This window comes from Sporosarcina ureae (genome assembly GCF_002109325.1).
In the GTDB taxonomy this organism is placed as follows: domain Bacteria; phylum Bacillota; class Bacilli; order Bacillales_A; family Planococcaceae; genus Sporosarcina; species Sporosarcina ureae_C.
The window spans coordinates 2,254,154-2,268,763 of record NZ_CP015348.1 but is presented as its reverse complement, the minus strand read 5'-3'; the positions used below and the strand labels follow the sequence as shown (position 1 = coordinate 2,268,763).

The window sequence follows — 14,610 nt, the reverse complement described above, 5'->3', positions numbered from 1 at the left end:
TGTTCACTCCTATTTAATATTAATCTAGAAATAGTAACGATAAACCTGGAATAAATGATACAACCAGTAAAACAAATATCATTGAGATGATAAACGGTACGATTGCTTTTGATAATGACTCCATACTAACTCCTGAAATACTAGAACCGACAAATAAGTTTACTCCCACAGGAGGTGTAATGAAGCCAATTGCCAATGAAATAATCATGATGATGCCAAAGTGAATCGGATCGAAGCCGACAAGCGTTGCTATAGGTAACAAGATCGGTGTCAGAATGATGATTGCTGCAATCGTGTCCATAAAACATCCTACGATTAGCAAAAGTACAATGATTAATAAAATAATGATGAAGGGTTCTGAAGAAAGTGATAGCATATAATCCGCAATTTTTATTGGGATTTGCTCCATTGCCAACAGCTTCCCAAACCCTGTTGCACTACCCACAATAACTAAGATGGTAGCAGTCATTAGCGCAGAATCGACGAAGATATCTGAGATGTCCTTGAACTTTAATTCTCTATAAACGAATGCGCCAATTATGAACCCAATAAACACTGCTATTGCAGCAGCTTCTGTGGGTGTAAAGATCCCACCATAGATTCCGCCCAAAATAATAACAGGAATCAACAATGACCATTTGGCCAGCCAGACTTGTTTCAAAATACGGCTGAAGGAGATTTTATCCGTACTACCTTTATAACCTGCTTTTTTGGAATAGTAATATGCGTAAACCATTAATCCTAGACCCACCATGATGCCCGGTACGATACCTGCCATGAACATGTCGCCTATAGATACGCTTCCGGAAACTCCATACATGACCATTGGAATTGAAGGCGGTATTATGACACCTATCGAACCCGCTGATGCAATAACGGCCGTCGAGAATTTGATATCATACCCCTTTTTAACCATGGCCGGTATCATCAGACCACCAACAGCAGCTACAGTCGCAGGTCCCGAACCTGAAATAGCTGCGAAGAACATGGACGTGACAATGGCCGTCATAGCTAAACCACCTGTAACAGATCCAACTAAGGATTCCGCTACAGCAATCAGACGGATAGAAATACCGCCCTTCCCCATAATTTCACCCGCTAAAATAAAGAATGGGATTGCTAATAGAGGAAATGAGTTTGTAGATGTTGTCAATTCTTTTATTATGAATTCTACCGGAATAGATCCGTCAATGAGAAGGGCAATTACTGCAGACAGACCCAGGGCAATTCCAATAGGTACGGTAAGTATCAGTAGGATTGCAAAAGATACAAATATTAAGACACCCATTCTATCACCCTCCTTATAATCTCGGTATATCGTTATCAATTATTTCTTCATTGGATCGATATAGCTTGGTTTCTATATATATTCTTTGAATCAAACGAACTGAAGTTAATAGCATTCCTATGGGCATCCCTAAATACATGATCGACATGGAGATTCTGATTGATGGTGCTACCTGACCGGTACCTTTAATAGCCTGGTAAATTGTAAAGCCATAGTAGACTGCAATTAATGCAAAGAACAAGAACATAAGATGCGCTATCATGTTAATGACATATTTACCTCGCCTTTTAAATACAGATAATAGCGCTTCCACACGAATGTGTCTTGCTCGTTTTACCCCATAACTAATCCCTATGTAAATGAGCCAGACAAAGCAAAATCGTGCTAACTCTTCAGACCATGTCAAAGAGCTTTCAACAACGTATCTCATAAAGACTTGCAGTATAATTACAATTGTCATGACTGACAACAACAAGAACAATATCACTCGTTCCACGTTATGATCGATCCATCTTAAGACTGGCATATCATAGCTCCTCCCACCTGCTTTTGAAAAAAAGCAAGTTAATAGTGATTAACTTGCTTTTTTCTTTGTGGACTTTTCATTTATTCAGCGTTATTGACTTCATTTAAATACTTCTCTACGAAATCTTCTCCAATACTCTCTTTATACTTTTCTATGACAGGCTTCACAGCTTCACGGAACTTTTCCAATTCAGCATCACTAACTTTGCTATATTCCATTTGCACTTTTAGTTCTTCTAGTGCGGATGCTGCTGTTTCACGCGAAAGCTTTCGGTTGTGCTCTCCAGCTTCTAGCGCTGCACTTTCTACAATTTCCTGCTGTTCTTCTGTCAAGCCGTCCCAAGTCTTTTGGCTGATCAAGAAAATAAATGGCGAATAAATATGATTAGTTTCCGTCACATGCTTTTGGACTTCAGGATATTTTTCCAATAAAATTGTTGGATATGGGTTTTCTTGACCATCTACTGTTTTCTGTTGCATCGCCGTAAACAACTCTGTAAATGCCATTGGAGTCGGATTTGCCCCCATTGCTTTCCAAGCACCTAGATGGATATCGTTTTCCATAGTACGAACCTTTAACCCGTTCAAATCATCCAATGTCTTAACCGAAGTTTTACTGTTCGTTAATTGACGGAATCCATTTTCCCACCAAGCCAGTTGCTTAACACCTTGTTCACTAGCTTTTTCTGCAAGCTCATCACCTATTTTTCCTTGCAATACTTTATCTACTACATCTGTGTTCTTCAGTGTAAACGGTAAGTCGAACACACCATATTCAGGAACGAACGAAGTAAATGGAGCCGTAGAAGGAATTGTTATATCCAACGTACCAAATTGCAACATCTCAATCGCAGAACGGTCATCTGCAATTTGACCAGAATGATAAATTTCTACGTTCAGTGAATCTGTTTTTTCCTCTACAAGTTCCTTAAACTTTTCAGAACTTTTATATAGAGGTGTTTTATCATTTAAACCAAGGCTTATTCTTAATTTCTTTGTTTCGCCAGAGTCTGCTGATGCTTCCCCAGCTCCTTTAGTGCTGTCGCTCTCACCATTTCCACAAGCTGCTACTAATACGCTCATTAGCAATAAAGTAAATATCATTATTAAATTCTTTTTCAATATAACTCCTCCTCATTTTGTAATAATGAATGGCATTCCAAGCTATCGCTTAAAGCAAGCGCTTTCATTTGATTCGTAATATTTGGTATTAGGTTCGGTTTTTAGGTTTATACTCACTTGATTAGTTAGGTTTTTAATATATGATAATCTTCATTTAGGAATAAACCAATTTCCACGACACCCGATATTAGTTTTAGCTGCTCATAAATATCTGCTGGTGATACACTTTTTTGTTTCGATACATCTACAATCCAGTTTCCATTGTCGGTAATAAAATTGTTGTCCCCATCTTTTCTTAATGCAATTTTGTACCCCAAACTTTCAATTCTTTTAATTGTAAACGATGCATTAAACGGTACAATCTCTAGAGGGATGATTTGACCCAAAAGACTATTTGTGAATTTTGAGGAATCCGCTAAAATATACCGTTGCTCAGCTTTCAGCAATACTTGTCGTTCACGAAAAAGTGACCCTCCACCTCCTTTAATTAGATTGCTATTCAGATCTACTCTATCTGCACCATCAAATGCCTGATCAATAAAAGGTACATCCTCAATCTCAATAAGTTGAAGGTTCAGTTTTTTCGCTTGCTTTGCAATCTTATTAGAAGAAGCAATGAATTTCAGCTCCAATTTTTCTTCTTTCATTCGCAATGCTAAATGCTCTAGAAAAAAACCGATGGTTGAGCCAGATCCTAAACCTATAACAGTTTTATTTTCAACTAATGAAACCGCCAAATTTGCCAACGCATTTTTTTCTTCATTATTTATATTCTTTTCGTAAGGGCTTACCATTCCGCAACCGTCCCATCTTCATGCCGCCAAATTGGGTTTTTCCAGTTATGCCCTTCCTTTTGTTTCTCCCTTACATAGGACTCATTAATACTAATTCCCAGTCCTGGTGCTGTAAGATTCTTGGCATATCCATCCTCGAATTTGAAGACAGATTGATCATTCAGATAATCCAACACGTCATTCCCCTTATTGTAGTGAATGCCCAGGCTTTGTTCTTGAATAAAAACATTATAGCTTGTGGTATCAACTTGTAAACATGCCGCAAGAGCTATTGGGCCTAAGGGACAATGAGGAGCTACTGCTACATCATAGGCTTCCGCCATCGAAAATATCTTTTTACATTCGGTAATTCCACCCGCATGTGATAAGTCCGGCTGGATAATATCTACATATCCTTCCTGCAAGATTTTCTTAAAATCCCATCTAGAGTACATTCTCTCACCTGTTGCAATAGGGATGTTACTATGTCTAGCAACTTCCTTGAGCGCTTCATTATTTTCAGCTAAGACAGGTTCTTCTATGAACATTGGACGAAATTGTTCAAGCTCTTTCGCCAAAATTTTTGCCATCGGTTTATGCACACGTCCATGGAAATCTATTCCGATTCCAAAATCAGAACCTAACCCTTCCCTAATCAAAGCCACCCTTTCTAGAACATTGTCAATTTTCGAATAACTATCTATAATTTGAAGCTCTTCAGTTGCATTCATCTTAATTGCCTGGAAACCATTTTCTTTCGCCTTTTTTGCTTGTTCCAGTACATCTGAAGGACGATCTCCACCGATCCAAGAATATACTTTCACCTTGTCTCTACAAGCACCTCCCATAAGTTCGTATATAGGAGCATTATAGAATTTCCCTTTAATATCCCAAAGCGCCTGATCAATTCCCGCTATCGCACTCATCAGGATAGGTCCACCACGATAAAATCCCGAACGATATAGTGTGTTCCAAATGTCTTCAATTCGCATTGGGTCATTTCCTATCAAATATTCACTCAGTTCATGAACGCATGCCTCTACGGTGGAAGCACGCCCTTCTACTATTGGTTCACCCCAACCAACTAAGCCTTCATCAGTTGTAATCTTCAAGAAAAGCCATCTCGGGGGAACTCGGAACGTTTCTATTTCCTTGATTCGCATGCTTTCACCTCATTAAATCGGTTTACAAAGCTTCTTGCTTTCTCACCAAGCTCCTCGTAGTTTCCCGTGTCAATAAGCTTTTTGTTCAAAAGTGAGCTTCCTACCCCAATAGCTATAGCCCCATTCGCTAGGAATTCACCCATATTCTCCAGCCCTATTCCACCTGTTGGCATCATAGGAATATGAGCTAGTGGACCTTGTAAATCTTTAAAGTAGCTCGGCCCTAATGTCGTAGCAGGGAAAACTTTAACTAAATCTGCCCCTGCGGTATATGCCGTTACGATTTCTGTAGGGGTATATACACCCGGGATGGAAATACAGCCATATCGATTCGCTGTCTGAATCACTTCTACATCTAAATTTGGTGAAAAAATAAAATCAGCTTGTGCATCGGCTGCCAATTTCGCCGTTTCTTTGTCTAACACAGTACCGGCACCGATTAGCACTTGATCCCCATATTTCTTTTTCATGTCGCGTATAGTATCGTAACTATTTTCACTATCTGCTGTGATTTCCAATACCTTGATTCCACTGTTAACCAACGTTTCGATCACTTTGTTAATCTGTTCAGGGTGAATTTTCCTCAACACCACCACTACACCGTTTTCTTCAATAATTTTAAGTTTATCCCATTTTCTCAATATAACGAACTACCTCCTTACGTCTGATGTGAAGTCGCCTTTAAGTCCTTCATTGAATTCTTCCAGTGTAGGTAAACCGTCTATATCACCAAACTGCTGGATAACTCTTGCGCCAAGGCTATTTCCGTATCGTACACTTTCTTCATGACGACAGTTTAACAAAAGGCCGTGCACGAATCCCGCTGCAAATGCATCACCTGCACCTACAGGATCGACTATATTAGCAACATTCACGACAGGAATCTCTTTATAATTCCCATGTTCATACAGCACTGTACTCTCTTTTCCACGCTTAATGACTATGATTTGCTGTGTATTTGTTTGTAACGTTTGGCAAATTTCGCGGACTTCGGTTTGCTTTGTCAGAAAAGCCGCTTCTTCTATACCCGCCAAAATATAATCTGCTTTTACGGCAATCGCATTTAAGACTTCAAATGCCTCTTCCTTGTCCCAAAGCTTAAATCGAATATTGGGATCAAAAATAATTTTAACGTCATGTTTGCGTGCTAATTCTATCGCTTTAAATACAAGTTCTTTACAAGAGCTGCTTAGAGCTGGAGTTACTCCTGTAACATGTAGATATTTCAGTCCTTCAAAGATGTCTTCAGGAAGTTCTTCCTTTTGCATGTGGCTTGCCGCAGAATCTTTTCGGTAATAGTATACGTTCATGACATCGCTGAATTTTTGTTCTTTAAATAAAAGACCCGTTTGGGCATTTTCTATCATCTTGAGATGAGTAGTATCAATTCCTTCTGATTTAATACTTTTTAGGATACGACGACCAAATGGATCATTTCCCAATTTGCTCATATACGAAACTCGATGACCTAGACGTGCTAGACCAGTAGCAAAGTTGGACTCTGCACCTCCGATCTTCTGATATATCTGTGGAAGATCTTCTAAGTTACCTATTGCTTGAGACTGAAATATCACCATCGTTTCGCCAATTGTAAATACATCTGTCACTATAAGTTCACTTCCCCTCTACCTCATGACCACCGAATTCTTTTCTTAATGCAGCCACGACCTTTCCACTGAAAGTATCTTCCTGCATTGATCGGTTCCGTACCATTAACGATAAGGCTGTAACTGGAACCGGCACATTCAAATCCATTGCTTCTTCTACCATCCATTGTGCTTCTCCCGACGCATTCATCTTTCCGACAATGGATTCTAATCTGGGTTCCTTCCTGAATGATTCCTCTACAAGCTCCATCAGCCAACTTCTAATGACTGATCCATTATTCCAAAGTCGCGCCACTTCCTTATAATCAAATGGATATGGACTTTCATTCAATACTTCAAATCCTTCTGCAATTGCTTGCATCATTCCGTATTCAATACCGTTATGGATCATTTTTAAATAATGTCCACTACCTGTTTTACCGGTATACAAAAGTCCACCTTCACAGCAAATCTCGATTAAAAATGGTTCAATTCGTTTATAGCTATCATGGTTTCCGCCTATCATTACGCAAAGTCCTTCTCTAGCACCGTCTATCCCGCCACTTGTACCAACATCAAGTAGGTTCAGACCAGCTTTTAGATATACCTCATTCCATTTTTCAATTTCTTTATAATGAGAATTCCCGCATTCTAGTACTGTAGAACCTTTTGGAAGGGCTTTCAAAAGTTGTTCTAACATTAATTCTGTTTCTTCACCATGCGGAATGAGTATTAAGATTATGTCTTCAGGCTTGATTACCTGTATAAATGATTCCCATTCACTAATAAACTTGAACTTTTCAGTCTGAAATATTTCTTCTCGCAACAATTGATCCTTTACTTGGGGAAGAATATCGTAACCGGTTACAGAATAGCCTTTTTGTAAAATATTAATCGCCAGATTTCTTCCCATCTTTCCTAAACCTATTAAAGCGATCTTCAAAGCTCTCACTCCCCGTTATTTCATATTCATTATTACTAAACACCGTTCTTAAACCATACCGTCGTTCAGCATTGATGAACGACGTTTTGATAGAGAATTAAAAAAACATCATTAATAAAACTTGAAGTAAGTATATTTCTTTTTCCAGTTAGTAATTACATAACTCAAGTTTTTATTTAGCATTGAGAGCTTTAATGTTTCTACCTCCCTATATTGATTAAAAGTATATTCAATCTTATCTGATAAATCAAGGTTTATTTTTCTGTATTTTCTAACGCTTAATATAAAAATTCACTTTTTGAAAATTTGACACTTTAATATTAACTCCAGTGTCTTTCAATTCTACTAAACGAATGGCTTCAAAGTTGACCTTTTAAGACATTCATCCTTTTCATCACCTGAGGAATTACAATATTTTTCCACTCCTTATTTTATTAATAGCAATACAAAAAAATCCAGAGCCATGTACTATAACTGCAATAAATATCAATTCAATAAAATGTGCTGGAAAATTACTTCCCTTGAGAATAAATTCTCTCTCATCAGTAGGAAATAGTGTTTAAGTTTAACATTATGCAAGAACACGCAGTACCTATTTATCAAATACTGAATTATATGCCATATAACCAACAGCTATTTCTAACAAACCTAAAATGAATATTGCTCAATCTGAGAGGATTTCTCTATATAAATCACTTAAGTCCAATAGATACTATAAGAGCGTAATAACAAATAGAATAATTGAACCAATAAGGAACATATATCCTGTGAGAAGCTCCGCATTCATAAAGTCAATACCTAATGAGATAGATAAATTCTCGCCATTACGCGGTGAAAATCTTTATGAGGTCGGCAAAGTTTTGAATATAAATGACTCTATACTTTCCGTCTATGATTCTCTCATAGACAACTTTCCACACTCACTTTAATGTCACCACTTCCACATATTCCGCAATACTATATACATGCTACACGAATGTCCTTCATTATTTTTGTTCTATATGCACGAAGTAGAAGCAAGCTCCACAACCAAAATGCTGGTTATCAGATTATTAGTGTTCGTGTATTTAATTAATATCTATAGCTAGCCAACAGGCGGGACGTGTTTATTCCGGTTCCTAATAATCGCCTCCAATGACCCAGAGCCGAATAGCACACCCGCGATAATTAATGCTAGACCTATATAATGGGCCAGGTAGATTGTTTCACCGAGAAATAGACTAGCTGCGATTAAAGAGAAGAACGTATTCAAGTTTAAGAAAATCGACGAGCGTGCAGCACCAATTTTTTCGATGGCGGAGTTGTATAACATGTGCCCGACAGCTGTAGCTAATAGAGCTGAGAAAAAGAAAATTGCCCAGATGGATGGTGTTCCGCTATCCAGGCGCCCCAAGCCACCTGGTTCCTTTACGAGCGAAACTATAAAAAGAATCATCGAACCGAACAGAAACATATATCCTGTCAGCAACTTCGCGTCCATCGTTTGGGACGCTTTTTTAATCAGTATGAAGCTGAGTGCCTGGGACGCAATCGACAGAAATATTTCAATATCGCCAAACGAGATTTTGCCAATTGTCCCACTACCCGCCAGGACGATGACTCCGACTCCGATACCGCCAAATAGGAACCCGAGTGATCGCACGAATGTAACACGTTCCCTCAGAATCAGAACGGATAACGTAGCTGTCAGCAACGGTCCGAGGCCTAATATCAATCCTCCGTTGGCCGCGCTGGTCCTCGACAATCCTTCAGCTAGAAAGTAATGATGTAATACAACATTGGTCATCGCACCGCCAAGGATATAGAGCCATTCCTTATTTTTCGGCAAACGGATTTTCTTCAGTACGAACAAGATAATGAATACTGATAATGCGGCGACCATGATCCGCAATGAAGTAATAGTAATTGGATCGAAATAGGTCACAAGATATTTGAGAGCTGATACGTTAATTCCCCATGTGAACATGACGAGTACTAATGTGATAATTACTTTTATGTCTTTCATACTTTACTAGTCCCCTCTGCAGATTATTTTCGTATTGGCTAATTATAGAAGCTATACACATAAAGTCAATGTCACATAATTCTCACTTCCCTCCCGCACACAATTATGTGTATACTAAATAATAAAATTGGTTAACTAATAATCAGTGTGGAAAAGGTGGGGTTCTATGATTAAATTACGCGGGCATCATATATTTTGTTTACTCGGGTACCGTGGGATGGGGTATTCCGAAGAGTATACGGCTAATATGACCAATATCCACGACGAACTACGTGAACGGCCTGATACGTTCATTCAAATCATGAAAGGACCTGATTATTTATGTGCGAAGTTTCCTGAAGGACAACCCTATCATTGCGAGGATGACGGAATCTATGTGAGAGATTCGGAAATTTTACACAAGCTTGGATTGAAGGTCAGTGATGTGCTGCCTTGGCGTGAGGTCGAGAGAAGAATTCGGGTGCATGTAGTACCGGAAGATATTGCGGTGGTCTGTGAGACGTGTTCTTGGCGTTCGTATGGGTTTTGTCAGGAGGGGGTCGCAAGTGTGATCGAGTCCAATGGTCTGAAGAAAGTGTTGCCAAGCGGAATGGATTAATAAAGTCCATCGGTAGATCAATCTTTCATCGCCCCCTACTCCAACACCTTGGTCATTGTACGATAAAAATTCACACAAAAACGTGCACATCATCCCAATCGATGGTGTGCACGTTTTTTTAGTTAATTCACAAACGAAGTGAAGCCATCCGAAGAATTGAATTTCACTTTGAAGCGTCCATTATCTGAATCCAGATTGAATGTATACTGGTCAAATGTGTACTTCGCATCTGTTACAGGATCCAATTCAATTTGCTGAGTAGTTGTAACATATTTAGCTACCATATTTTTATGTCCAAAAGATGTAAACTCGGCTTCCAACACTTTTTTAGCTTCATTGATCGTCAGCTGGAAGTTCTTCGTCCCGACCTTTGTATACTTCAACGAATTCATCTTCCACTTATTATCTTGTTTTTTAAATTGATAAGCTACGAATCCGCCAACCGTATAGCCATTTTGGAATTCCACTGTGTTTACATTCAATGTAGTGGAATCAGGTTGTGTAAAATCGAAACGTACCAATGGCTCATTATTAATATATGGTAAAACGTTCATATAGCAGTCCTGGCATTTAGGATCGTAGTAACCTTTCAGATCCCCGTCTACTAATGCTTTTGTCGCATTCATACGTAGAGTAGATTCTATATCCGAATATCTCCACTGATTCATCCGGGCGTCGCGCATCGTCTTTTCCAGTTCAAACGTTGTCCGATTGACGAGATCCCACGCTTTACCTTTTGTTACTTTATCCGTAGCTGGACGCGCTTCCTTCACTTTGATGGCTGCGTATAAAAACTGTGCGTAGTGCGCGCGTGTAACGGGTTCGTCCGGCCTGAATTCACCGTCTGGATAACCACTCGAAACTCCACTAGCTTTTAGCGCATTGGCATGTGTGTAACCCCAATGCTCAATATACACATCATAAAATGAATTTTGTTTCGTCATGTATAAATCAAATGCGATATCGAGTACTTTCGCCATTTGAATCCGTGTAATCGGTGCTTCCGGATTGAAATAGCCATCTGTTCCACCACTGAAAATGCCTGCCGCTGTCAATTTCATGATCGAGCTATAGTATGGATGAGTCTTCGGTACATCATAATACGTCACGGCTGTTGTGGCTTGTGGTAATTTCAGTGCTTGATCCAGTAACTTCGCCACGTGTTTACGAGATATTTGTTCCTTCGGTCTAAATGTGCCGTCCGTATAGCCTCCTATAAAGCCTTTATCCTGTAAATAATGGATCGCTTCATAGTTCGGGTGATTCTTCGACACATCCTTGAATTCCTTTGTTGCTGCTTGGGCAGAACCCAATGATACAAATGAAAGCATAACGATCAATACAGTCCAAACGAAAATCCGACTAGTCTTCTTCATAATCTTTCCTCCTCAGTGATTTATTTTGTCGGCTGTTGGTTACTTGTTATTAATATTCTACCAAGTTTCAAATGATTCGTATATATTTATTTACGGAATAATCCAAATATTTTAACTATATTTTTACTATTGTCATAATTCAGATGGAAGTGCCTTAAAACAGCACACTATCAACAGTTTAAGCGACTTAACTTTTTATGGAACTTACTATTTGACCAATAGTTTTTTGTTTGATAGCATGACCATATTATATGGCTTTCGACGGAATTCGACAGTAATAATTTCGCGATTGAAAGAACTGTAGTATACTTAAGAATAGGCTCTTGGCAACGTATATTTTCCCGTGCAATGTTTAACGATTTCATTGGGAATAATTCGCTTCACAACAGTCTACACTTCATTTAAGGTACATGGGAAACTTATTTGTTGTAGGTGCAAGAAATTTCAATCATAATAGAGATAACAACCACCGCAACTGTAGGTCCTCTTGCGTATCGTTTAGAAAATGAAATTCGAAACAATATAAACAGACGGATTTCTCGTCTAATATACTCAAGAAAGGATGGAAACTTTATGAATTTAGCAGCAATTGGTGTACCTGGGCTTATTATCATCTTGGTTATCATCTTGATTCTCTTCGGACCTCGTAAATTGCCTGAAGTCGGATCAGCAGTCGGCAAAACGTTGGCAGAGTTCAAGAAAGCTACAAAAGATATTATGGGTGATGATGAAGAGAAAGACAAAACAACTGTTACCCCTGCCAAGACTATCGAAAACGACAAAAAAGATATTAATTAAGTAGGTGACATGATGGATCCGCATAGTGATCAGAACCGTAAAGATCTCAATTCGTTAGATAAAAAGGAAGAAGCTGCGCTACCCGATCACTCTGCGGAGACTTCTTCCACTACACAATCTGTACCAGAAGAACTAAAACCAGAACCAAAACCGGAAGAGCCTAGAATGCCACCTCCGGAAGAACCAAAAGAGGAAAAGGAAGATGTAGACCCAGCGCTCATCGACCACCTCACGGATCTTCGGAAACAGCTGATCAAAAGTGTCGTTGTATTCCTAGTTTTCTTCATTGCAGTTTTCAGTACGATCAATCTGTGGTTCCCGTACGTTACGCGTGGCTATACACTGATCGTCCTGAGTCCGCTTGAAGTCATTTCGTTCTATACGACGATTTCTGCAGCCATGGCATTCGGTCTATCGGTCCCGTTCGTCTGTCATTTCCTTTGGCAGTTCGTCAAGCCAGGTCTTACGCAGAAAGAGGGTCGCTTCTTAAGCCTCTACTCTCCTGCGATCCTGCTCTTGTTCGTCGGCGGTCTGGCATTTGGTTATTATGTAGTCAATCCTCTGAGCTATAACTTCTTAGTAAAGCTCGGTAAAATGAACTTTGATGTGATGATCACAGCAAAGGAATATGCACGTTTTCTATTGATGACGACGATGCCGATCGGTTTATTGTTCGAACTACCGATCGTCGCGCTATTCTTGTCCGCTATCGGAGTTTTGACGTCAGCCACGATGAAAAAAGTGAGAAAGTGGTCGTATGTAACACTCGGTGTAGTGTCTGCATTGATTACACCTCCTGACTTCTTAAGTCAATTGATCATTTTGATTCCGATGATTGGCTTGTATGAAGCGAGTATTTTCATTGTCACGAAAACAGAAAAACGTTTGGTACCGGATGCCGATGCATCGTAAAGCTATAAAAAAAGAGTTATCCTGAACATCGCACTTGCGATCTAAAGGATAACTCTTTTTCTGTAGTAGAATCGTGTATTTGCGCTTCCGAAAAGACGCTTTTTCTACTCCTCGATTATGTCCTGACCATTCATTGCTCGCTCCATTCCACGATTAAATACTTTAGCAATGTCGATGAACGATTGAAAGTCTTCTGTTGCATAGTCGTTAAGGTTCATTAAATGCTTTCCGTATTCTGCTTCGTCTAGCTTCCTGTGGTATTCATGCACGATTCTACCTTGATCAGTAAGCTCAATAATCAATTCCCGGTAATTATTCGGATTGCGGTATTTAACAGCCAATCCTTTTTTTATAATTTTTTCTACCATTTGCGATACCGCACTTTTAGTACGATTGGTAATCTCAGCAATTTCAGTTGTGGTGATTTTTTTATGATCTCCAATTAAACTGAGTGTATGAACTTCTACCATATACAGTTCATCATCCGTTCCATAAGTTCTCGGAACACTTTCGTAAGAACTGATCATCCGTGACGTTTCATATAAAGTATCCATCAGTTCATTAAACAACTTTTCCCTTTCCAAAATATCACCCCACGACTTGCTTTATTTAGTAAAAATAGCAGTATCTATATTCTAGCATAATCTGTATGAAAACCTCTTTGTGAGGGTAAATAACAGTTGCCCCCATACAGTTAAGGTGCTAAACTTATAAATGAGTAGAGTATTTTGATTAGTACAAAGACACTGACAACATTTAGTTTTTGTCTGTTATCTATCTGTTACTCAACTACAAACAGTAACTGGATAAATCTACTCATCTATCGAATGTATCACCACATCTAGGGAGGAGAAACTATGAACCAAGACACTTTGTATCAAAAATCCAATATGAAACGACTGCCAGAAATGGCCAAGCTGGTACCCGATACCTTTAAGGCATTTGTTGCATTTGATCAGTTGGCGATGGCGGATGGATTGATCCCAAAGAAGACAAAAGAATTGATGGCAATCGCCATTGCACATGTAACAGGTTGTCCTTACTGTATCGATACACACGTAACTTCAGCAAAGAAGCTGGATGTCACGAAAGAAGAACTAGCGGAAGCGGTACTCGTTGCTACGTCTCTAAAGGCAGGTTCTGCTATGGCCCATGGTTTGAATGCCCTCCAATCCTATGATGGTGCAGATAATGAAGATCTTTATAAAAAGTCTAATCTAGGAAGGTTCATGGAATTCAAAGACCTAAGTCCAGAAGCATTCCGTGCATTTAATCAGTTCGATCAAGCAGCTATGAAACCCGGATTGATCGATAGAAAAGATAAAGAACTTATGGCCATCGCTATTGCCCACGTGACGGGTTGTCCATATTGTATCGAAATTCACATTGCCAACGCTAAAAAGATGGATATCTCGAAAGAAGAAGTGGCAGAGGCTATCTTTGTTGCGACGGCACTAAAAGCAGGATCAGCGCTTGCGCATAGTGTAAACGCTCTCAATAGTTTTGATGCATAATGAAAAC

Annotated in this window: 15 protein-coding genes; 4 read left to right on the top strand and 11 right to left on the bottom strand. The window is 39.2% G+C overall.

Features of this window, described 5'->3' with window-relative positions:
- Positions 1-19 precede the first annotated feature (19 nt).
- The 9 genes from SporoP32a_RS11250 to SporoP32a_RS11210 form a co-directional block, all read right to left on the bottom strand.
- The gene (locus tag SporoP32a_RS11250; protein WP_085427963.1) at positions 20-1,288 is read right to left on the bottom strand and encodes a TRAP transporter large permease; all 1,269 of its coding nucleotides are present in this window, start codon (positions 1,286-1,288) and stop codon (positions 20-22) included.
- Positions 1,289-1,301: 13 nt separating this feature from the next.
- Positions 1,302-1,814: a TRAP transporter small permease gene (locus SporoP32a_RS11245; protein ID WP_085427962.1), complete on the bottom strand. Its 513-nt coding sequence runs from the start codon at positions 1,812-1,814 to the stop codon at positions 1,302-1,304.
- 80 nt (positions 1,815-1,894) lie between these two features.
- The gene (locus SporoP32a_RS11240; protein ID WP_232319519.1) at positions 1,895-2,935 is read right to left on the bottom strand and encodes a TRAP transporter substrate-binding protein; all 1,041 of its coding nucleotides are present in this window, start codon (positions 2,933-2,935) and stop codon (positions 1,895-1,897) included.
- Positions 2,936-3,060: 125 nt separating this feature from the next.
- Positions 3,061-3,729 carry a ribose 5-phosphate isomerase A gene (gene rpiA / locus SporoP32a_RS11235; protein ID WP_085427961.1) on the bottom strand — a complete coding sequence of 223 codons (669 nt, stop codon included), beginning with the start codon at positions 3,727-3,729 and terminating at the stop codon, positions 3,061-3,063.
- Positions 3,723-4,871 (bottom strand): galactonate dehydratase, encoded by a 1,149-nt coding sequence (gene dgoD / locus SporoP32a_RS11230; protein ID WP_085427960.1) that lies wholly within the window; start codon positions 4,869-4,871, stop codon positions 3,723-3,725. The genes rpiA and dgoD overlap by 7 nt, the downstream gene beginning before the upstream one ends.
- Positions 4,853-5,512 carry a bifunctional 4-hydroxy-2-oxoglutarate aldolase/2-dehydro-3-deoxy-phosphogluconate aldolase gene (locus SporoP32a_RS11225; protein ID WP_085427959.1) on the bottom strand — a complete coding sequence of 220 codons (660 nt, stop codon included), beginning with the start codon at positions 5,510-5,512 and terminating at the stop codon, positions 4,853-4,855. The genes dgoD and SporoP32a_RS11225 overlap by 19 nt, the downstream gene beginning before the upstream one ends.
- A gap of 9 nt (positions 5,513-5,521) precedes the next feature.
- Positions 5,522-6,478, bottom strand: coding sequence for a sugar kinase (locus SporoP32a_RS11220; RefSeq protein ID WP_232319518.1), 957 nt, complete (start codon positions 6,476-6,478; stop codon positions 5,522-5,524).
- 7 nt (positions 6,479-6,485) lie between these two features.
- Entirely contained in the window at positions 6,486-7,409 is a 924-nt protein-coding gene (gene gnd, locus SporoP32a_RS11215) for a phosphogluconate dehydrogenase (NAD(+)-dependent, decarboxylating) (RefSeq protein WP_335696109.1), read from the bottom strand.
- 1,075 nt (positions 7,410-8,484) lie between these two features.
- Positions 8,485-9,405 carry a DMT family transporter gene (locus SporoP32a_RS11210; RefSeq protein ID WP_085427957.1) on the bottom strand — a complete coding sequence of 307 codons (921 nt, stop codon included), beginning with the start codon at positions 9,403-9,405 and terminating at the stop codon, positions 8,485-8,487.
- A 166-nt stretch (positions 9,406-9,571) separates the two neighbouring features.
- On the opposite strand from SporoP32a_RS11210, the gene SporoP32a_RS11205 reads away from it, so the two are divergent.
- Positions 9,572-10,003, top strand: coding sequence for a DUF1284 domain-containing protein (locus tag SporoP32a_RS11205; protein WP_085427956.1), 432 nt, complete (start codon positions 9,572-9,574; stop codon positions 10,001-10,003).
- Between the two features lie 122 nt (positions 10,004-10,125).
- Here the strand turns inward: SporoP32a_RS11205 and SporoP32a_RS11200 are convergent, their stop codons facing one another.
- A complete protein-coding gene (locus SporoP32a_RS11200; RefSeq protein WP_085427955.1) occupies positions 10,126-11,379 on the bottom strand; it encodes an S-layer homology domain-containing protein in 1,254 nt (417 codons plus the stop codon).
- A gap of 573 nt (positions 11,380-11,952) precedes the next feature.
- On the opposite strand from SporoP32a_RS11200, the gene tatA reads away from it, so the two are divergent.
- Together tatA and tatC are read left to right on the top strand one after the other, a co-directional pair.
- Entirely contained in the window at positions 11,953-12,177 is a 225-nt protein-coding gene (gene tatA / locus SporoP32a_RS11195; protein ID WP_085427954.1) for a twin-arginine translocase TatA/TatE family subunit, read from the top strand.
- A gap of 12 nt (positions 12,178-12,189) precedes the next feature.
- Positions 12,190-13,089 (top strand): twin-arginine translocase subunit TatC, encoded by a 900-nt coding sequence (gene tatC, locus SporoP32a_RS11190; protein ID WP_085427953.1) that lies wholly within the window; start codon positions 12,190-12,192, stop codon positions 13,087-13,089.
- 104 nt (positions 13,090-13,193) lie between these two features.
- Here tatC and SporoP32a_RS11185 read toward each other — a convergent pair whose 3' ends face one another.
- Positions 13,194-13,658 (bottom strand): MarR family transcriptional regulator, encoded by a 465-nt coding sequence (locus SporoP32a_RS11185; RefSeq protein ID WP_232319517.1) that lies wholly within the window; start codon positions 13,656-13,658, stop codon positions 13,194-13,196.
- A gap of 288 nt (positions 13,659-13,946) precedes the next feature.
- Here SporoP32a_RS11185 and SporoP32a_RS11180 point away from each other — a divergent pair, with 288 nt between their 5' ends.
- Entirely contained in the window at positions 13,947-14,603 is a 657-nt protein-coding gene (locus SporoP32a_RS11180) for a carboxymuconolactone decarboxylase family protein (protein ID WP_085427951.1), read from the top strand.
- Positions 14,604-14,610 lie beyond the last annotated feature (7 nt).